Raw genomic sequence first — 18535 nt, 5'->3', positions numbered from 1 at the left:
CGACGATGCCCGCATTGATTCGCATCCCCAGTGTTCTGCTGCTGTCCCTGGCGTGCAGCCAGGCCCTGTCGGCGGCGCCCGCCAAGGCCCCGGCGCGGGGCGCCGCCACCGAGGAACTGGCACTGGAGCCGGTGATGGCCGGCGAGTTCGCCCTGCAGGCCGGCAAGCTGGCCGAGGCGGCGCGCTGGTACCTGCAGGCCGCCCAGCGCAGCGACGGCGATGCCGGCCTGGCCGAGCGCGCGACCCGTATTTCCATGCTGGCCAACGACGATGCCAGCGCCGCCCAGGGCCTGGCCCTGTGGCAGCAGCGCGCGCCACGGTCGCTGGCCATGCGCAGCGCGGCCGGTGCGCTGGCGATGCGCCAGGGCGACGTGAAGGCGGCCCGCAGCGAGCTGCAGAGCCTGCTGCAGGACAGCGATGACCGCGGCTGGAAGTTTGCCCTGGCCGCACTGGTCGGGGGTGGACGTGATCCGGCCGTGCCGGCGCAGGTGCTGGGCGAGCTGGTCGATGCCAACGCCATCCCGCCGAAGATCGAGGCCTGGCAGGAATTCGGCCGCCTGGCGCTGCGGATGGAAAAGCCGGAGCTGGCACGGCGCATGATCGATGAGGTGGTCAAGCGCTTTCCGGAAGAGCCGCGCGTGGCGTTGCTGCGCGCCAGCCAGCTGCAGCAGGCCGGGCAGGCCGATCGCGCGCTGGCGCTGCTGCGCGAGGTCGAACCGAAGACCCGCCAGGATCCGGAACTGCGCAACGCGGTGGCCATTGCCTACGACAGCCTGAACCAGCCGGCCGCCGCCGAGCGGGTGCTGGCGGTAGGGCCGCAGGACGTGCAGACCTGGGGAATGCGGGCGTCGCTGCTGGCCAAGCAGGGAGACAAGGCGGCCCTTTCCAACCTGTACAGCGAGCTGTCGCGGCAGGCCGCCAAACCGGACCCGGCGCAGCGCCTGCTGCTGGGCAAGATTGCGGAGTATCTGAAGCGTTATCCGGAAGCGGTGCAGTGGTATCACAGCGTGCCGGGCGGCGATGAACTGAGCGAGGCCCGCCTGCGGGCGGCGAGCGCACAGGCGCTTGCCGGGCGCCAGAGCCTTGCGCTGGACGAGGTACACGCGATCCAGTCCGATGCAGGCGTGGACGACGAGGTGCGCCGCGACGCCTATCTGCTGGAAGCGGAACTGCGGCAGCGCGCCAGCGACGATGCAGGTGAACTGGATGCGCTGGCCCGCGGTCTGGCCGCTTACCCGGACGAGAATGCACTGTTGTACGCGCGTGCATTGGCCTGGGAACGCCGTGATGATATTGCCCGTGCCGAGGCCGACCTGCGCAAGATCCTGATCACCGAGCCGGAGAACGTGCCGGCGCTGAATGCGCTGGGCTACACCCTGGCCGATCGCACCGGTCGCTACCAGGAGGCGCTGGAGCTGATCGACCGTGCCCGCGTGGCCGAGCCGGACAATGCCGCCATCGTCGACAGCTATGGCTGGGTGCTGTATCGCCTGGGCCGCAACGAAGAGGCGCTGGTGCAGCTGCGTCGTGCGTGGACCCTGGCCAAGGATCCGGAGATCGCCGCACACGTCGGCGAAGTGCTGTGGGTGCTCGGCCGGCATGACGAGGCACGCCACTTCTTCGAGGAAGCGGCCAGGCTCGACCCCGACAACCGCGCGCTGCAGCGTGCCCGCGAGAAATTCAATCCATGAGTGTTTCCCTTTTCCGGCCGCTGCTGTTGGCAGTGGCGACCGTCGCCATGACCGCCTGTACGTCGCTGGGCACCCAGAAGACGCCGGCGCCGGCCGTGGTCGAGACCGTGTCGGCGGAAGCGGCACAGGCCGAAGCCGCGCGGGTGGCGGCGCTGCAGGCGCAGCCGGAGTGGTCCTTCCAGGGCCGGGTGGCGGTCAGCAAGGGCAAGGACGGTGGCAGTGGACGCATCGACTGGCAGCAGGCCGGGCGGCGCTACGTGATCGAGCTCAGTGCACCGGTGACCCGGCAGAGCTGGAAGCTGACCGGCGACAGCCAGCATGGAGGCGGTCGCCTGGAGGGACTGGCCGGCGGCCCGCGTGAAGGCGAGGACGCGCAGCAGCTGCTGCTGGAGGCCACGGGCTGGGAAATCCCGGTCAACTCCCTGCCCGAGTGGGTGCGTGGGCTGGCGGTTGCCGATCCCGCCGGCGCGGGCAAGGTCGAGCGTGATGGCGAAGGCCGCCCGCGCCGCATGCAGCAGATGGGCTGGCAGATCCAGTACCTGGACTGGTACCCCGCCGAGGCCGGGCGCCCGTCCCTGCCGCGCCGGATCGAAGCCAGCAGCGGAGACGCCAAGGTTCGCCTGCTGGTGGACCAGTGGGGGCAGGGCGCGCCATGAGCGCGGGTGCGGAGGATGCGGGCTGGTCCTGGTGGCCGGCCCCGGCCAAGCTGAACCTGTTCCTTCATATCACCGGCCGCCGCGCCGACGGCTATCACGAGCTGCAGACCGTGTTCCGCCTGCTGGATTGGGGGGACCGCATCGGCCTGCGCCTGCGTGAAGACGGCCAGGTACGTCGGCAGGGTGAGGGATTGCCGGGTGTGGACGAGGCCGACGATTTGGCCGTACGTGCCGCCCGCATGCTGAAAGAGGTCGCCAACATCGACCAAGGTGTCGACATCATCGTCGAAAAGCATATTTCGGCCGGTGGTGGGTTCGGCGGTGGGTCATCCGACGCTGCCACCGTGCTGGTGGCGCTGAACCGGCTCTGGAACGCCGCTCTGGACGAGGACGCGTTGGCCGCGCTGGGCCTGCGCCTGGGCGCGGATGTGCCGGTGTTCGTGCGTGGCCGTAACGCCTGGGCCGAAGGTGTGGGTGAGCGGCTGCAGCCGATCACCCTGGCACCGGCCTGGTATGTGGTGGTCGAGCCCGGCGTTCATGTTCCGACCCCGGTCCTGTTCGCAGCCCCGGATTTGACGCGCGACAGCCCAGTGGCGAAAATAGAGGACTTCGCTTCCGGGGCCTTGGTCGGGAACGCGTTCGAACCGGTGCTGCGCCGCCGCGAGCCTGCCGTCGAGGCAGCGCTTGCCGCGTTGAGCGACATCGGTACCGCGCGACTGACCGGTTCTGGAAGTGGTTGTTTCGTCGAATTCGCATCGCAGACTGCCGCACAGCAGGGGCGGGCGAAGTTGCCGAAGGAGTTGCGGGCCAGGGTGGCTGCGGGCGTTGCGCGTTCGCCGCTGCTGGATGCACTCGAGCAACACTGATTTCAAATGCAGGGGCGTCGCCAAGAGGCCCAAGGCACCAGGTTTTGATCCTGGCATTCGTAGGTTCGAATCCTACCGCCCCTGCCAATGCGGCTGTGTCCGCGCCTTCAGCGCATCATCCGCGCGGGACGTGGAAACAACCGCGGTGTTGTCAGCAGCAAGGGTCCGGCGTGGTCCTTGCCGCCACCGGATCCCCGCCACTCGTCCCCGCCCGAGACAATCATGATGCAAGAGTCCCCGAACCTGCTGGTCTTTTCCGGCAACGCCAACAAACGTCTGGCGCAGAACATCTGCAAGGAACTGGGGGTTCGCCCGGGCAAGGCGCTGGTCTCGCATTTCTCCGATGGAGAAGTGCAGGTGGAGATCGAAGAGAACGTCCGCAAGCAGGACGTGTTCGTGATCCAGCCGACCTGCGCGCCGAGTGCGGAAAACCTGATGGAACTGCTGGTGCTGATCGACGCGCTCAAGCGCGCATCGGTGAACAGCGTGACCGCCGTGGTGCCGTACTTCGGTTACTCGCGCCAGGATCGCCGCATGCGTTCCTCGCGCGTGCCGATCACCGCCAAGCTGGCGGCGAAGATGTTCAGCACCGCTGGCGCTGATCGCGTGCTGACGGTCGACCTGCACGCCGACCAGATCCAGGGCTTCTTTGATATTCCGGTCGACAACGTTTATGCCTCCCCGCTGCTGCTGGCCGACATCTGGCGCGCCTACGGCACGGAAAACCTGATCGTGGTGTCGCCGGACGTGGGCGGCGTGGTCCGCGCCCGTGCCGTGGCCAAGCGCCTGGATGATGCCGACCTGGCGATCATCGACAAGCGCCGTCCGCGTGCCAACGTCTCCACCGTGATGAACATCATCGGTGACGTCGAAGGCAAGACCTGCGTGATGGTCGATGACATCGTCGACACCGCCGGCACCTTGTGCGCCGCTGCCGCTGCCCTGAAGGCGCGCGGTGCGCTCAAGGTCGCCGCCTACTGCACCCACGCGGTGCTGTCGGGCCCGGCGGTGGACAACATCACCAATTCCCAGCTCGACGAGCTGGTGGTGACCGATACCATCCCGCTGAAGGACGCAGCGCGGGTGTGCAGCAAGATCCGCCAGCTGAGCGTGGCGGAGATGCTGGCCGAAACGATGCGCCGCATCGCCTTCGGCGAGTCGGTCAGCTCGCTGTACGTCGACTGAGTTTTTCGTCCCTGCCGGCAACGGCAAGGACTTCCCCGGATGCTTCTGGTCGCGGAAGCATCTTCAATCGCCAAGCCGCAGGGCAAGGCAACAACCTGAGTAGTCGAAAATGTCGAAGACCCATGAAATCAAGGTCACCAAGCGTGAACTGCAGCGTAAGGGTGCGAGCCGCCGCCTGCGTCACGCCGGTGTGATCCCGGCCATCGTGTACGGCGGCAACGCCGAGCCGGTCGCCATCAGCCTGGACCACAACGAAATCTGGCTGGCCCAGCAGAACGAGTGGTTCTATGCCTCGATCCTGGACCTGAACCTGGACGGCCAGGTGCAGAAGGTCCTGCTGCGTGACATGCAGCGCCATCCGTACAAGCAGCTGATCATGCACCTGGACTTCCAGCGCGTGAACGAGAACGAAGCCCTGACCGCTTCGGTCCCGCTGCACTTCATCAACGAAGACACCTCGCCGGCCGGCAAGGCTGCCGACGTCGTGGTCACCCACGAACTGAAGGAAGTGACCATCAGCTGCCTGCCGAAGGACCTGCCGGAGTCGATCGAAGTCGACCTGGCCGACCTGGCTGCTGGCGACGTGGTGTACCTGTCCAACATCAAGCTGCCGAAGGGCGTGGAAATCCCGGCCCTGGCGCTGGGCAAGGACCACGACGACGCGATCGTCACCGCCAAGCACGGCAAGGAAGACGCTGCCGACGCTGAAGAAGCACCGGCCGCCGAGTAATGCCCCCGCGGCGCCTGCTCCGGCAGGCGCCGCACCGGCATCTACAGGAAGATCCAATGGCAGGACTGCGACTGATCGTCGGTCTGGGCAATCCCGGATCGGAGCACGCCCGGACCCGGCACAATGCCGGGTTTCATTTCGTTGAGGCCCTGGCGGAAAAGGCAGGGGCGGGATGGAACGTGGACAGCAAGCTGTTCGGCGAGACCGCCAAGGTCGAGATCGCCGGGCAGACGGTATGGCTGCTCAAGCCTGCCACTTTCATGAACCTCAGTGGCAAATCGGTCACCGCCGCGCAGCGGTTCTGGAAGATCGAGCCCGAGGAAACCCTGTTGGCGCATGATGAACTGGACCTCCCGCCCGGTGTGGCGCGGCTCAAGTTCGACGGCGGTCATGGCGGCCAGAATGGCCTGCGTGACACCATCCGCCTGCTGGGTCACGGCAAGTTCCATCGCCTGCGCGTGGGCATCGGCCATCCCGGCCACAAGGATCGCGTGGTGGGCTGGGTGCTGGGCCGCCCGTCCAAGGACGACGACCTGCTGATCGCGCGCGCCATCGACGATGCGATCGACGTGATGCCGCTGGCCGTGCAGGGCGATTTCAATGAAGCGATGAAGCGGCTGAACACCCCGAAGTAGCTGCCAACCCCGGTTGGCACCCGCAATGATCGATTGAAACAGCTTGGGAAAGCAGCGCGCGCGCTGTTTTCCCAATCAATTTCACCCCAGAGGTTGTCAAAGATGGGTATCAAATGCGGCATCGTCGGCCTGCCCAACGTCGGCAAGTCGACCCTGTTCAACGCGCTGACCAAGGCGGGCATCGCCGCGGCGAACTTCCCGTTCTGCACCATCGAACCGAACGTCGGCATCGTGCCGGTGCCGGACCCGCGCCTGAACGAGCTGGCAGCGATCATCAACCCGCAGAAGGTCATTCCGACCGCCGTGGAATTCGTCGACATCGCCGGCCTGGTCGCCGGCGCGGCCAGCGGCGAAGGACTGGGCAACAAGTTCCTCGCGCACATCCGCGAAGTCGATGCGATCACCCACGTGGTGCGCTGCTTCGAGAACGCCGACGTCATCCATGTCAACAACAAGGTCGATCCCATTTCGGATATCGAAACCATCGATACCGAACTGGCCCTGGCTGATCTGGACAGCGTCGAGAAGGCGCTGAACCGCGCCGAGCGCGCTGCCAAGGGTGGCGACAAGGAGGCGGCCGCGCGCAAGCCGGTGCTGGCCAAGCTGCAGGCTGCGCTGTCTGACGGCAAGTCCGGCCGTTCGGTCGGTCTGGACGAGGAAGAGAAGGCGCTGGTGCGCGACCTGTTCCTGCTGACCCTGAAGCCGGTGATGTACATCGCCAACGTGCTGGAGGACGGGTTCGAGAACAACCCGCACCTGGAAGCCGTGCGCGCGCACGCTGCCGCCGAGGGCGCGCAGGTGGTGCCGGTGTCCGCCGCGATCGAGGAAGAACTGTCGCAGCTTGACGATGAGGATCGCGACACGTTCCTGGCCGACCTGGGCCTGAGCGAGCCGGGCCTGAACCGCGTGATCAACGCGGCCTACAGCCTGCTGGGCCTGCAGACCTACTTCACCGCCGGCGTGAAGGAAGTCCGCGCCTGGACCGTGCGCAAGGGTGCCACTGCCCCGCAGGCCGCTGCGGTCATCCACACCGACTTCGAGAAGGGCTTCATCCGCGCCGAAACCATCGCGTATGACGACTTCATCAAGTACAAGGGCGAAGCCGGTGCCAAGGAAGCCGGTCGCCTGCGCCTGGAAGGCAAGGAGTACCGCGTGCAGGAAGGCGACGTGCTGCACTTCCGCTTCAACGTCTGATCCAGCGGCATCGGATCGACCCCGGACGCCCCGCCCCGAGCGGGGCGTCCGCGTTTCCGGCATCCGTTTCTGCGCTGGACAAAAATTGACCATGCTCTGAAACGCCTGCAGCGCAACGTTCGCACACACTTGTCCACATCAAACCCCCACCGCTTTCCACGCGCGGTGTGGAAAACCCAGCGTGCCGCTGTAGAGCCGAGCCCATGCCCGGCTGATGCCAGCCGGAGCCGAGCATGGGCTCGGTTCTACAGAAGCTTGTCCGCACGCCGTGGACAAAATTTCACCACGCTTGGAAACGCCTGCGCGACAACGCTCTCACCCACTTGTCCACATCAAGTTCCCATTGCCTTCCACGCGCCGTGTGGAAAACAATCGCGGCCGTGGACAAAAAATAAGCACGCATGGAAGCGCCTGCGGTGCAAGGCTCGCACCTACTTGTCCACACCAAGCCCCCATCGCTTTCCACGCGTGGTGTGGAAAACCACGGCCAACAGCAGATTCCGATTTCGGACTTGTTGCATGGTGCGCGGCGCGGTGCTGCTTCAGGCTGGCCTCTGACCCTTCCACTGACACGGGCGGCATCATGCCTGCGCGCGACCCGGAGAGTTGCTATGACGACGCGAACGTATGGGTGGGTAGTGGCGATCGCGGCCCTCGGGTTGCTTCTGGCCTACGGCTACCAATACATGGTCGTGCGGCCTGCACGAGGGAGTGCATCAGCCCCGGAGTGCAGTGCCGTCAGCCTGTTGAGTGCCATGCGCGAGCGGCTGCGACCCGAAGCGGACTTCAGCGAAAGCGGAGGTATCTACCTGGACTCTGTTGACCCGGAGGATCCAGAGGCACTGATCGCCTATGCGGCACTGGGTCGCATCTGCCAGGAGCCAGCAGGACGACGCACCGATGAGGGGCAGGCCCTTGCCAGGCGGCTTGCCCGGATCGCATCCAGCTTCATCGTCGGGGGAAAGCTTGAGCCCGGTCGCTACGTCCTGACCGCGGCCACGGATGGCTCCCGGGATGATGAGGTGGTCGCAGTGTCACCGGAACACCTTGCACTGCTGCGGAGCATGAACACCCGCACGCTGGGGAGGGCAGTGATGCTGATGGACAGCAAGCGTCCCTACGGTGATATGCATTACTTCTACATCGACATGGCCCGCGCGCTGGGGGAGCCGGTTCCGCTGGACGCGAATGGTAATGCGACGTTCGCGCCGGAGGTGATTGCCCGGTACGACGAACTGCATGGACAGATGCTTGATGTGGTCCGTGTCTTCTGGCGCTTTGCGGAGCCGGCGCAGTCTACGTCCTGAGCGGGGACGGAGGCCTGCGCCCCCGTCCTCCCGCCTGAGTTCAATGCAGCGGCACGCCTTACAGCGCGCTGCCGCCGAACTTGTGCGTGTACTGCAGATTGATCGTGCGGCCCACGCTGTCGAACCAGGAGACGTCGTAGTAGGGGTACGCCGTGTATGTGGCGTCCTTCGGCGGCATCTTGTTGAACACGTTGACCACAGACAGAGACAGGCGCGAGTGGTCGTCGAAGCGATACTGCACCGACGCGTTGTAGCGGTACGTGGCCCTGATGTACGGGCTGTCGCCGCTGTCCCGGTCGAACACCTGGTCGTAGCTGTCCGAGGTGGGCAGCTTGCCCAGTCGCGACCCGTACACGGTGGCCGACCACGCATCTTTTTCCCACGTCACACTGACGCTGCTCTTGGTGCGTGGGATGTCGAAGCCGCTGTTCACCGCGAACTGGTCCTCGATCGCATCGCCGGTGTAGCGCTGGAAATCGTGCTTCTTCACCCAGGTGTGGCTGCCGTTGACGATGAAGTCACCGACACCGGTCTGCAGGCGGTAGCGCAGGCCCGCATCGATGCCCGAGGTCGACTCGCGTGCCACGTTGATCGGATTTACATGCACCCCGTACAGGCGACCGTCGGCGGTCCGGGTCACCCGCGCCAGCGCGTCCACGCAGGTCGGTGAAGTGATCTCGGCGTCGCCCAGGCGGCAGTTCGCTTCACTGGCCAGGATCGTGCGCACGTCCATGTCCTGCACCTGCCTGCGCATGTCGATATCGAACCAATCCACCGAAAGGTCCAGCCCTGCGGCCGGCGACCAGACGAAGCCTGCGCTCCACGAGGTGCTGGTCTCCGGGTCCAGCCCGCGGTTGCCGCTGCGGCTGCGGATGACGTTGCGCTCGTAGTCCGAGCAGTCATCGGCCTGGTCGGCGCGGCAGCTGTACAGGTCCTCGGCGCTGGTTTCGTCGTTGCCGGGGCCGGCAAACACGTAGTGCAGGTCCGGGGCGCGGAAGGCCGTGCCGTACGAGCCGCGCACCAGCAGGCTCTCGACCGGGCGCCACTCAAGGCCGCCGCTCCAGGTCGCCTTGCCGATCGTGTGGCCGGAGTAGCGGTACTGGTCATAGCGACCGGCCACGCTCAGGTTGACCGTCTCGTGCAGCGGCATGCGCAGCTCGGCGGCCGTTGCCCAGCGGTTGCGCGAACCCTTGCCGTCGGAATCCTTCCAGCTGTAGTAGTAGTACTGGGTCGCCAGCGGATCGGGATTCAGCGCGTAGGCCTGCTGGCCCACTTCCACGGTCGCGGCAAAACCGGCATCGCCGCCGGGCAGGGCGAACAGCGAGCCGTTGGTCAGGGTGAGGGCGGCCGTCTCGGTGCGGGACTTGGGAGTATAGGTGGTGCGTGCGGCGATCGCGTCGTACTCGGCGCGGGTCAGCGGTCGGTACAGCCGCGACGGGTCGGCGTTGTAGATCGGGAAGCCGTCATCGTCCTCGCCCAGCTGCGGGCCCAGGAACAGGTCGTTGGCCCTGCCGGCGATGATCTGCGGCCAGCTGATCCGCGACTGGTACTGCGAATGGCTCAACGCCGCTTCGTAATCCCAGTTGCCGGCCAGGTTGCCCTTGAAGCCGGTGGTCACGCTGAAGGTCTTCTGCGTGCTGCGCACCATCGCGTTGCGCAGGCCACCCATTTCCTCGGGCGAGAACTGACGCTGCCAGAACTCGATTTCGCCGGTGGCTTCGTTGCTGAAGTAGCCCGACTCGTCGCCGTCGGCGGCCATCCGGCCCCACGACGTCACGTCGCGCATCAGCGCCAGCGTGTGGTAACCCATCTGCACGTCGGCGAACCACTGCTGGCCGTTGTCGAAGTCATAGCTCAGCGAGGCATGACCGTTGGCGCCGCGGCGCTTGCTGAGGATGGTGCCGTAGCCGATCGACGCGTCGCTGCCGCAGTAGTAGCCGTAGCGGGGGCGGAAGGCATGGTAGGTGCTGCCCTGGTTCTGTCCGCTCAGGGCATCGCAGGTGGCCGCGCCCGGGTCCAGGTAGTCATCGTTGTAGTCGGTGCGCAGGTAGGCACGGCGGGCGATGCGCGAGCCCTCGGTCGGCCCGTCCTGGGTAGAATCCTGGATGTCGCGCTCATAGGCCCACAGCGGCGTCTGCGACTGCAGCTCCACGCTGTACACCGCATTGAAGCGGCCCGCGCTGAACCCGCTGGACAGGCTCATGTCGAAGGAATCGCCACCGCCCTCGCTGGTGGTACCCATGCGCACGTCGACCGTGGTGCCGTCGGCCTTCTTCTTGAGGATGAAGTTGACCACGCCGGCGATCGCGTCCGACCCATAGATGGCCGAGGCGCTGCCGGTCAGCACTTCGATGCGGTCGATCATGCCCAGCGGAATGTTGGACACGTCGGTGAAGTTGCTGCGGCCCTGGAACGGCATCGGGAAATCGGCGATGCGGCGGCCGTTGACCAGCACCAGGGTGTGGTTGGGCCCCAGCCCGCGCAGGTCGACCTGCTGTGCACCCGGCGAGAAGTCGGCGCCGCTGGAGGATTGCTGGCTCTGCGTCTCGCCACCGTTCTGGGTCATTGCCCGCAGCACGTCGGGCACGGTGGTGAAGCCGCTGGAACGGATCTGTTCGGCGTCGATCACCGTGATCGGGGCAGGGCCCTCGACCTGGGCGCGCGGAATGCGTGAGCCGGTGACCTGCACCGCATCGAGCTGCCGTACCGGAGAGGAGGCTGGAGCCTGGGCCGCCGCAGAAGCAGCAAGCCCCATCAACGCCAGCTGGATCGACCACGCCATCGCCTGTCTACGCATGAGAAGTTCCCGGAAGTAATGCCGGCCCGCAGAGGAGGGGCCCATCCCCCATTCAGATTTCCGCAATGGGCGCCGGCATTTAACGCCTTTTTCATGCCCTTGACTACTGATGCCCCATCTGGCAGAGAGTGAAAACGCTTGCAGGTCGTTTCTGTTCAGGGAGATCAAGATGCGACGGTTCCATCGAAGGCTGCGCCACGTGCTTGCCGGCCTGGCAGTGCTGGTTCTCCTGGGCTCGCCGCTGGCCGCGTCCGCGCAGGACCTGCAGGGGCCGGGATTCGCCTATTACGAGACCGGCGATCTCGATGCCCCGCGACCGGGGCCGAGGGCGCCGGCGATGATGCTGATGGGCGGTGGAGAGTGGGTGCCGGAGGCGTTCCAGTGGTGGTTGAAGCAGGCCGGCAATGGTCGCGTGCTGATCCTGCGCGCCTCCGGTAGCGACGATCTGCAGGAGCGCCTGCACCATGACATCGGCGGCACCACCGCCGTGCAGACCCTGGTGTTCGACAGCCGTCGTGGCGCCGACGACCCGGCCGTATTGCGGGTGGTAGCCGCGGCCGATGCCATCTTCATCGCCGGCGGTGACCAGTCGCGCTACATCCGCTTCTGGAAGGGGACCGCACTCAACCGCGCGCTCAATGCCCACGTCCGTGCCGGCAAACCGATCGCCGGCACCAGTGCCGGATTGGCGATCCTCGGTGGCTATGCCTACGGCGCGCTTGACGGTGGCAGCGTCACCTCCGCCGCCGCGCTGGCCGACCCGATGGGCAGCGCGGTGACGATGGACAGTGGCTTCCTGCAGATGCCCTATCTGCAGCGGGTGGTCACCGACACGCACTTCGACCGGCGTGATCGTCTCGGTCGCCTGATCGTGTTCGTCGCCCGTGCCGCGCAGGACAGTGGCGACCCGGACATGATCGGCATCGGCGTGGACGAAGACACCGCGCTGTGCGTGGAGCCTGACGGACGCGCGCAGGTCTACAGCGCCGATGGTCATGGCAGGGTCTGGGTGGTCCGCCCGGGCCGTGGCGCGGACCGGCTGACCCGGGGCGAACCGCTGCGTTTCCACGCTGTGCCGGTTACCGTGGTGGCAAGCGGTGGCCGCATGCGGCTGGACGACTTCCAGGCCGACGCCGACTATCACGCAGCGGTCGATGTTGACGGTGGCCGGATTGAACTGATCCGTCGCTGACCGCTGCTGCCGGCCGCGCGCCGGCGCTTCCCTTCAGGCATCTCGTCGAGCCTGCTCGATGCCATCGCTTCCATTTCCGGAGATATCGATGAAGCTTCATCTGGCGCTGTCTGCGCTGCTGTCCCTGCCGTTGCTCGCCCATGCTGCGCCGGATGCGTCGCCCCTGCTGGTCATCCATGGCGGTGCCGGCGTCGAGCGCAAGGATCTGTCCGCCGCCGAGGAGAAGGCGGCACGTGCGGCACTTCGTGCGGCGCTGCTGAAGGGACATGCCGAGCTGGCAGCCGGTCGCCCTGCACTGGCGGCGGTCACCGCAGCGATCACCGTTCTCGAGGACGATCCCACGTTCAATGCCGGCAAAGGCGCGGTGTTCACCCACGACGGGCGCAACGAGCTGGACGCGGCCGTGATGGATGGCGCCACCCAGGCGGCCGGCGCGGTGGCCGGCGTGCAGCGCGTACGCAACCCGATCCTGCTGGCAACGGCCGTGATGCAGGAATCGAAACACGTGATGATGGTCGGGCAGGGCGCCGAGGCGTTCGCGGTCGAGCAGGGCATGACCCTGGTCGATCCTTCGTACTTCCGTACCGACAAGCGCTGGCAGCAGCTGCAGCGCGCGCTGAAGGAGGAGGCCGGCGGCCAGGCCCACGCCGACCTGGAGACGGCCCGGCACTTCGGCACGGTCGGTGCGGTTGCGCTGGATGCGCAGGGGCGCCTGGCAGCGGGGACCTCCACCGGAGGAATGACCAACAAGCGCTACGGGCGCGTCGGCGATTCGCCGATCATCGGCGCCGGCACCTGGGCCGATGCACGCTGTGCGGTGTCGGGAACCGGGTGGGGCGAGTACTACATCCGCACCGCTGCCGCGCACGAGATCTGTGCGCGTATCCGCTACCAGGGCCAGTCGCCGGCGGAGGCGGGCAGGGGCGTCATCAACGAGGCGATTCCGCAGATGGGTGGGGATGGCGGTGCGATCGTGCTCTCCGCTGATGGAAAAGCGGCCACGCCTTTCAACACCCAGGGCATGTACCGCGGCTGGATCGGTGCCGACGGCGTTCCGCATGTGGCGATCTTCGCCGACGAGGCCCTGCCACTGCCCGGGCAATAGGCTTGCGTATCAAAGGGTTTGCGACGCATGTGAAAAAAAGTGAAAAAAAGCGTTGACAGGCCCCCGCTTCATCTCCAGAATTGCGGGCTCACCACCACACACCGCAACGCTTCGGCGGCACGGAATGGGGTTGAAACGGAGGGATACCCAAGCGGCCAACGGGGGCAGACTGTAAATCTGCTGGCTTACGCCTTCGGTGGTTCGAATCCACCTCCCTCCACCAGCTTCACGTTGTGGCACTTCCCGGTGCGGGAGTAGTTCAATGGTAGAACCTCAGCCTTCCAAGCTGATGGTGCGGGTTCGATTCCCGTCTCCCGCTCCATTGAATGAACTTTGAATATTATCGAGTTCATGCCATAATGCAAAACTCGCTCACGTAGCTCAGTCGGTAGAGCACTTCCTTGGTAAGGAAGAGGTCGAAGGTTCGATTCCTTTCGTGAGCACCATCTTCAGCACCACACCAGACGAATTCGAGATAAGCAGCCATGGCCAAGGGTAAGTTCGAGCGCACCAAGCCGCACGTCAACGTCGGCACCATCGGTCACGTCGACCACGGCAAGACCACGCTGACCGCCGCGCTGACCAAGATCGGCGCCGAGCGCTTCGGTGGCGAGTTCAAGGCGTATGACGCCATCGACGCCGCACCGGAAGAAAAGGCTCGTGGCATCACGATCTCGACCGCGCACGTCGAATACGAATCCCCGACCCGTCACTACGCCCACGTTGACTGCCCGGGCCACGCTGACTACGTCAAGAACATGATCACCGGTGCTGCCCAGATGGACGGCGCGATCCTGGTGTGCTCGGCCGCTGACGGCCCGATGCCGCAGACCCGCGAGCACATCCTGCTGTCGCGTCAGGTCGGCGTGCCGTACATCGTGGTGTTCCTGAACAAGGCTGACATGGTCGACGACGCCGAGCTGCTCGAGCTGGTCGAAATGGAAGTGCGCGAACTGCTGAGCAAGTACGAGTTCCCGGGCGACGACACCCCGATCATCTCGGGTTCGGCCCGCCTGGCGCTGGAAGGCGACCAGAGCGAGATCGGCGTGCCGGCGATCCTGAAGCTGGTTGACGCGCTGGACACCTGGATTCCGGAGCCGGAGCGTGCGATCGACAAGCCGTTCCTGATGCCGGTGGAAGACGTGTTCTCGATCTCGGGCCGCGGCACCGTGGTGACCGGTCGTATCGAGCGCGGCGTGATCAAGGTCGGTGACGAAATCGAAATCGTCGGTATCCGTCCGACCCAGAAGACCACCGTGACCGGCGTGGAAATGTTCCGCAAGCTGCTGGACCAGGGCCAGGCAGGCGACAACGCCGGTCTGCTGCTGCGCGGCACCAAGCGTGACGATGTCGAGCGCGGCCAGGTTCTGGCCAAGCCGGGTTCGATCACCCCGCACACCGAGTTCGAAGGCGAAGTGTACGTGCTGTCGAAGGACGAGGGCGGCCGTCACACCCCGTTCTTCAACGGCTACCGCCCGCAGTTCTACTTCCGCACCACCGACATCACCGGCGCTGCCAAGCTGCCGGAAGGCGTGGAAATGGTGATGCCGGGTGACAACGTCAAGATGACCGTGACCCTGATCAACCCGGTCGCGATGGACGAAGGCCTGCGCTTCGCCATCCGCGAAGGTGGCCGTACCGTCGGCGCCGGCGTGGTCTCGAAGATCATCAAGTAAGCCTGCAGTACCGGCGGTTGCATAGCGCTGCCGGTCGCGCGAGTGGCGGGCCGGGAACCTCGGTCCGCCTTCGCCGTCTAAGGGAAGGCAAGTTTCAAAACGTACGCCAGTAGCTCAATTGGCAGAGCAGCGGTCTCCAAAACCGCAGGTTGGGGGTTCGAGTCCCTCCTGGCGTGCCATCTGCCCACCTTATCCAGCGGCCCTTGCCGCTAAAGCAGACACACCGGATGAATAGCAAGATCGAACATTCCAAGGACACCTCCGCCAGCGGTGGAGATATCGTCAAGTACGTTGCCGCATCCCTGCTGGTGCTGGCGGGTCTGTTCGTCTGGTTCTGGTTCTCCGCCGACTCCGGTCGCGCCGCCCAGCTGGGCGCGTGGGCGGGTCAGCTGCGTGCGTTGGCGGTCGTGGTCGGTCTGGTTGGCGGTATCGGCGTGTTCATGCTGACCGGCAAGGGGCGCGACACCCGCGAATTCCTCTCCGAGTCGCGCTTCGAACTGCGCAAGGTGGTCTGGCCGACGCGCCAGGAAGCCGTTCGCATGACCTGGGTCGTGATTGTCGTGGTGCTCATCCTCAGCCTGCTGCTGGGTGGCTTCGACTTCCTGATCCAGAAACTGACTCAGTGGTTCCTGAGCCGCTAAGGAGAATTGCATGAAGCGTTGGTACGTCGTTCACGCCTATTCGGGCTTCGAGAAGTCGGTGGCGCAGGCTCTGCGTGATCGCATCGTCCGTGATGGCATGGAAGAGCGCTTCGGCGACGTCCTGGTTCCGACCGAGGAAGTGATCGAGATGCGCGCCGGCCAGAAGCGCCGGTCCGAGCGCAAGTTCTTCCCGGGTTACGTGCTGGTCCAGATCGAGACCCACGAAGAAGCCGGTATTCCGCGCATCGACAACGAAAGCTGGCACCTGGTCAAGGAAACCCCGCGCGTGATGGGCTTCATCGGCGGTACCGCCGATCGTCCGCTGCCGATCGGCGATTCCGAAGCCGAGTCCATCCTGAACCGCGTTCAGGAAGGTGTCGAGAAGCCGCGTCCGAAGGTGCTGTTCGAGCCGGGCCAGATGGTCCGCGTCACCGATGGTCCGTTCAACGATTTCAATGGCGTGGTCGAAGAAGTCAACTACGAGAAGAGCCGTCTGCGCGTCTCGGTGCTGATCTTCGGTCGTGCCACCCCGGTCGAGCTCGAGTTCGGCCAGGTCGAGAAGCAGACCGGCTGATGCCCGGTCATGCTGCCGGCCACGGGCTGGCAGCCTTCAGGTCGCCCTCCCTGTTCAGACAGGGCGCCCAGAATCTGATATAGTGCGCGGCTCCCCGCTGGGAAGCCAGCAGGACGAGGCCACCGAAAGGTGGCCTTCGGCATGATTTCAAAACGCGATGCCGGGACGCGTGATTCCCGGTCCGATGGGGAGCCTGTTGTCGAAAGGCGCTAGCACCCGGAGAGTACTCACATGGCAAAGAAAGTTGTCGGTTACATCAAGCTGCAGGTGAAGGCCGGTCAGGCCAACCCCTCGCCGCCGGTCGGTCCTGCGCTGGGTCAGCGCGGTCTGAACATCATGGAATTCTGCAAGGCGTTCAACGCTGCCACGCAGAAGCTCGAGCCGGGTCTGCCGGTTCCGGTGATCATCACGGCCTACTCGGACCGTACGTTCACCTTCATCACCAAGAGCACCCCGGCCACCACCCTGCTGAAGAAGGCCGCTGGCATCTCGTCGGGCTCCAAGCGCCCGAACACCGAGAAGGTCGGCAAGGTCACCCGTAAGCAGCTGGAAGAGATCGCCAAGGCGAAGGAACCGGATCTGACTGCCGCCGACCTGGACGCCGCCGTGCGTACCATCGCTGGCTCTGCCCGTTCCATGGGCCTCGTGGTGGAGGGTTAAGAAGATGGCACAGACCAAGCGTGAGAAGGCCATCAAGGCCGCCGTCGTTCCGGGCAAGGCTTACGCCTTCGAGGACGCGATCAACATCCTGAAGAGCGCCACCAAGGCCAAGTTCGTCGAGTCGATCGACGTTGCTGTGCGCCTGGGCGTCGACGCGAAGAAGTCCGACCAGCAGGTCCGTGGCTCCACCGTCCTGCCGGCCGGTACCGGCAAGTCGGTCCGCGTTGCCGTGTTCGCTCCGGCCGGTGCCAAGGCTGATGAAGCCCTGGCCGCTGGCGCCGAAGCCGTCGGCATGGATGACCTGGCCGAGAAGATGCAGGCCGGCGATCTGAACTACGACGTCGTCATCGCGACCCCGGACGCCATGCGCGTTGTCGGTAAGCTGGGCACCGTGCTGGGCCCGCGCGGCCTGATGCCGAACCCGAAGGTCGGCACCGTTTCCCCGAACCCGGGTGAAGCCGTGAAGAACGCCAAGTCGGGCCAGGTCCGTTACCGCACCGACAAGGCTGGCATCATCCACTGCACCATCGGCAAGGCCGACTTCGCCGAAGACGCGCTGAAGTCGAACCTGACCGCGCTGCTGCTGGACCTGATCAAGGCCAAGCCGGCCACCTCGAAGGGCACCTACCTGCAGAAGGTTTCGGTCAGCTCGACGATGGGCCCGGGCGTCACCGTCGACCAGTCGTCGCTGACCCTGAAGTAATTGTTTCAAGCGGTCACGGTACTTTCGGGTGCCGTGACCGTGACATTTGAAGGCATCGCAGGCAGCCCACCGCCTGCGGTAGCCGTCAAAGACCGCAGGCGCGGTCGTGGCAGGACCGGCGACGGGCACGGAAGCTCGATATGGCAGGGAGTCGCCGCCGGAACAGTCATGAACGCTTAATCGATTCCCCGGAATCACCCTGCGTAGATGGTGCCCTTCTGGAGTTTTTCTGGTTCACGCACGTCTGGGTTTCCCAGGTTGGCCCACTCCAGGTCTAGAACGGCCCACCCCCCGGAACATCATCCTGGTGTTCCCGGCGTCCAGGACGGATGCCGCACAGGACCGCACACGGCAGGAGCCGTAAGCGGAGTTCAATTGGAGGAGTGCAATGGCTCTCAATCTGTCCCAGAAGCAAGAAGTAGTCGCCGAGCTGGCAGACGTCGCCGCCAAGGCCCACTCCTTGATCGCAGCCGAATACGCTGGCACCACGGTCGCCCAGATGACCGCGATGCGCAAGCAGGCTCGTGAAACCGGTGTTTTCTTGAAGGTTGTCAAGAACACCCTGGCTTCGCGCGCCGTTGAAGGCACCGAGTTCGCCGTGGCCCAGGACCAGATGGTTGGTCCGCTGCTGTACGCGTTCTCGCTCGAGGAGCCCGGCGCTGCCGGTCGCCTGATCAAGGAAGCCGCCAAGGGCAACGACAAGCTGAAGGCTAAGGTCGTCGCCATCGGTGGCGAAGTGTTCCCGGCAAGCCACGTCGACGTGCTGGCCTCGCTGCCGACCCGCGATCAGGCCCTGGCCATGCTGGCCCGCGTCCTGACCGAGCCGGTCACGATGTTCGCCCGCGCCATCAAGGCTGTTGGCGAGAAGCAGGGTGGTGGCGAAACCGCCGCTGCCGAGCCGGCCGCCGAGACCGCCTGAGTTT

General features: G+C 65.5%; 17 protein-coding genes and 5 tRNA genes. 21 read left to right on the top strand and 1 reads right to left on the bottom strand.

Annotated features, from left to right (window positions below):
- The first annotated feature begins 5 nt into the window (after positions 1–5).
- The 9 genes from ACVOKU_RS14960 to ACVOKU_RS14920 all read left to right on the top strand — a co-directional run bounded on the left by ACVOKU_RS14960 (position 6) and on the right by ACVOKU_RS14920 (position 8264).
- Positions 6–1691 carry a tetratricopeptide repeat protein gene (locus ACVOKU_RS14960; protein ID WP_481560287.1) on the top strand — a complete coding sequence of 562 codons (1686 nt, stop codon included), beginning with the start codon at positions 6–8 and terminating at the stop codon, positions 1689–1691.
- On the top strand, positions 1688–2347 hold the full coding sequence (lolB, locus tag ACVOKU_RS14955; protein WP_065182863.1) for a lipoprotein insertase outer membrane protein LolB: 660 nt from the start codon (positions 1688–1690) through the stop codon (positions 2345–2347). Before ACVOKU_RS14960 ends, lolB begins: the two co-directional genes overlap by 4 nt.
- Positions 2344–3213 (top strand): 4-(cytidine 5'-diphospho)-2-C-methyl-D-erythritol kinase, encoded by an 870-nt coding sequence (ispE, locus tag ACVOKU_RS14950; protein ID WP_065175999.1) that lies wholly within the window; start codon positions 2344–2346, stop codon positions 3211–3213. Before lolB ends, ispE begins: the two co-directional genes overlap by 4 nt.
- Before the next feature lie 10 nt (positions 3214–3223).
- Positions 3224–3300, top strand: a tRNA-Gln gene (locus ACVOKU_RS14945).
- A gap of 138 nt (positions 3301–3438) precedes the next feature.
- Complete coding sequence (locus ACVOKU_RS14940; RefSeq protein ID WP_053520289.1) at positions 3439–4398, top strand: ribose-phosphate diphosphokinase; 960 nt, start codon at positions 3439–3441, stop codon at positions 4396–4398.
- A 109-nt stretch (positions 4399–4507) separates the two neighbouring features.
- Positions 4508–5128, top strand: coding sequence for a 50S ribosomal protein L25/general stress protein Ctc (locus ACVOKU_RS14935; RefSeq protein ID WP_053520288.1), 621 nt, complete (start codon positions 4508–4510; stop codon positions 5126–5128).
- Between the two features lie 56 nt (positions 5129–5184).
- Positions 5185–5763, top strand: a complete 579-nt coding sequence (gene pth / locus ACVOKU_RS14930; protein WP_481560286.1) for an aminoacyl-tRNA hydrolase — start codon at positions 5185–5187, stop codon at positions 5761–5763.
- Between the two features lie 102 nt (positions 5764–5865).
- Positions 5866–6957 carry a redox-regulated ATPase YchF gene (gene ychF, locus ACVOKU_RS14925; protein WP_053520317.1) on the top strand — a complete coding sequence of 364 codons (1092 nt, stop codon included), beginning with the start codon at positions 5866–5868 and terminating at the stop codon, positions 6955–6957.
- Positions 6958–7568: 611 nt separating this feature from the next.
- On the top strand, positions 7569–8264 hold the full coding sequence (locus ACVOKU_RS14920) for a hypothetical protein (RefSeq protein ID WP_481560285.1): 696 nt from the start codon (positions 7569–7571) through the stop codon (positions 8262–8264).
- Between the two features lie 58 nt (positions 8265–8322).
- On the opposite strand, the gene ACVOKU_RS14915 is transcribed toward ACVOKU_RS14920, so the two are convergent.
- Complete coding sequence (locus ACVOKU_RS14915; RefSeq protein WP_481560284.1) at positions 8323–11061, bottom strand: TonB-dependent receptor plug domain-containing protein; 2739 nt, start codon at positions 11059–11061, stop codon at positions 8323–8325.
- A 169-nt stretch (positions 11062–11230) separates the two neighbouring features.
- On the opposite strand from ACVOKU_RS14915, the gene ACVOKU_RS14910 reads away from it, so the two are divergent.
- The 12 genes from ACVOKU_RS14910 to rplJ all read left to right on the top strand — a co-directional run bounded on the left by ACVOKU_RS14910 (position 11231) and on the right by rplJ (position 18531).
- Positions 11231–12253 (top strand): cyanophycinase, encoded by a 1023-nt coding sequence (locus ACVOKU_RS14910; RefSeq protein ID WP_481560283.1) that lies wholly within the window; start codon positions 11231–11233, stop codon positions 12251–12253.
- Between the two features lie 88 nt (positions 12254–12341).
- Positions 12342–13358 (top strand): isoaspartyl peptidase/L-asparaginase family protein, encoded by a 1017-nt coding sequence (locus ACVOKU_RS14905; RefSeq protein ID WP_481560282.1) that lies wholly within the window; start codon positions 12342–12344, stop codon positions 13356–13358.
- Positions 13359–13495: 137 nt separating this feature from the next.
- Positions 13496–13581 (top strand) — tRNA-Tyr (locus ACVOKU_RS14900).
- A gap of 25 nt (positions 13582–13606) precedes the next feature.
- Positions 13607–13680: transfer RNA gene (locus ACVOKU_RS14895), tRNA-Gly, on the top strand.
- Between the two features lie 48 nt (positions 13681–13728).
- Positions 13729–13804 (top strand) — tRNA-Thr (locus ACVOKU_RS14890).
- Positions 13805–13843: 39 nt separating this feature from the next.
- Complete coding sequence (tuf, locus tag ACVOKU_RS14885) at positions 13844–15034, top strand: elongation factor Tu (RefSeq protein ID WP_065176003.1); 1191 nt, start codon at positions 13844–13846, stop codon at positions 15032–15034.
- 103 nt (positions 15035–15137) lie between these two features.
- Positions 15138–15213 (top strand) — tRNA-Trp (locus tag ACVOKU_RS14880).
- 48 nt (positions 15214–15261) lie between these two features.
- Positions 15262–15675 carry a preprotein translocase subunit SecE gene (gene secE, locus ACVOKU_RS14875; protein WP_053519951.1) on the top strand — a complete coding sequence of 138 codons (414 nt, stop codon included), beginning with the start codon at positions 15262–15264 and terminating at the stop codon, positions 15673–15675.
- A 10-nt stretch (positions 15676–15685) separates the two neighbouring features.
- The gene (gene nusG / locus ACVOKU_RS14870) at positions 15686–16249 is read left to right on the top strand and encodes a transcription termination/antitermination protein NusG (RefSeq protein ID WP_481560281.1); all 564 of its coding nucleotides are present in this window, start codon (positions 15686–15688) and stop codon (positions 16247–16249) included.
- Positions 16250–16480: 231 nt separating this feature from the next.
- Complete coding sequence (rplK, locus tag ACVOKU_RS14865; protein WP_004145248.1) at positions 16481–16909, top strand: 50S ribosomal protein L11; 429 nt, start codon at positions 16481–16483, stop codon at positions 16907–16909.
- A gap of 4 nt (positions 16910–16913) precedes the next feature.
- Positions 16914–17612 (top strand): 50S ribosomal protein L1, encoded by a 699-nt coding sequence (gene rplA, locus ACVOKU_RS14860; protein ID WP_004154350.1) that lies wholly within the window; start codon positions 16914–16916, stop codon positions 17610–17612.
- Between the two features lie 388 nt (positions 17613–18000).
- Positions 18001–18531 carry a 50S ribosomal protein L10 gene (gene rplJ / locus ACVOKU_RS14855; protein WP_053519953.1) on the top strand — a complete coding sequence of 177 codons (531 nt, stop codon included), beginning with the start codon at positions 18001–18003 and terminating at the stop codon, positions 18529–18531.
- Positions 18532–18535 lie beyond the last annotated feature (4 nt).

It is taken from the genome of Stenotrophomonas sp. STEN147 (assembly GCF_056757995.1).
Note: the sequence above shows the minus strand (reverse complement) of the source record. Positions and strands in the feature narration are given on the sequence as shown.

Bases quoted from the DNA above. Each gene is read 5' to 3' on its own strand.
- ACVOKU_RS14960 (WP_481560287.1), top strand. From the start codon at position 6: ATGCCCGCATTGATTCGCATCCCCAGTGTTCTGCTGCTGTCCCTGGCG.
- lolB (WP_065182863.1), top strand. From the start codon at position 1,688: ATGAGTGTTTCCCTTTTCCGGCCGCTGCTGTTGGCAGTGGCGACCGTC.
- ispE (WP_065175999.1), top strand. From the start codon at position 2,344: ATGAGCGCGGGTGCGGAGGATGCGGGCTGGTCCTGGTGGCCGGCCCCG.
- ACVOKU_RS14940 (WP_053520289.1), top strand. From the start codon at position 3,439: ATGCAAGAGTCCCCGAACCTGCTGGTCTTTTCCGGCAACGCCAACAAA.
- ACVOKU_RS14935 (WP_053520288.1), top strand. From the start codon at position 4,508: ATGTCGAAGACCCATGAAATCAAGGTCACCAAGCGTGAACTGCAGCGT.
- pth (WP_481560286.1), top strand. From the start codon at position 5,185: ATGGCAGGACTGCGACTGATCGTCGGTCTGGGCAATCCCGGATCGGAG.
- ychF (WP_053520317.1), top strand. From the start codon at position 5,866: ATGGGTATCAAATGCGGCATCGTCGGCCTGCCCAACGTCGGCAAGTCG.
- ACVOKU_RS14920 (WP_481560285.1), top strand. From the start codon at position 7,569: ATGACGACGCGAACGTATGGGTGGGTAGTGGCGATCGCGGCCCTCGGG.
- ACVOKU_RS14915 (WP_481560284.1), bottom strand. From the start codon at position 11,061: ATGCGTAGACAGGCGATGGCGTGGTCGATCCAGCTGGCGTTGATGGGG.
- ACVOKU_RS14910 (WP_481560283.1), top strand. From the start codon at position 11,231: ATGCGACGGTTCCATCGAAGGCTGCGCCACGTGCTTGCCGGCCTGGCA.
- ACVOKU_RS14905 (WP_481560282.1), top strand. From the start codon at position 12,342: ATGAAGCTTCATCTGGCGCTGTCTGCGCTGCTGTCCCTGCCGTTGCTC.
- tuf (WP_065176003.1), top strand. From the start codon at position 13,844: ATGGCCAAGGGTAAGTTCGAGCGCACCAAGCCGCACGTCAACGTCGGC.
- secE (WP_053519951.1), top strand. From the start codon at position 15,262: ATGAATAGCAAGATCGAACATTCCAAGGACACCTCCGCCAGCGGTGGA.
- nusG (WP_481560281.1), top strand. From the start codon at position 15,686: ATGAAGCGTTGGTACGTCGTTCACGCCTATTCGGGCTTCGAGAAGTCG.
- rplK (WP_004145248.1), top strand. From the start codon at position 16,481: ATGGCAAAGAAAGTTGTCGGTTACATCAAGCTGCAGGTGAAGGCCGGT.
- rplA (WP_004154350.1), top strand. From the start codon at position 16,914: ATGGCACAGACCAAGCGTGAGAAGGCCATCAAGGCCGCCGTCGTTCCG.
- rplJ (WP_053519953.1), top strand. From the start codon at position 18,001: ATGGCTCTCAATCTGTCCCAGAAGCAAGAAGTAGTCGCCGAGCTGGCA.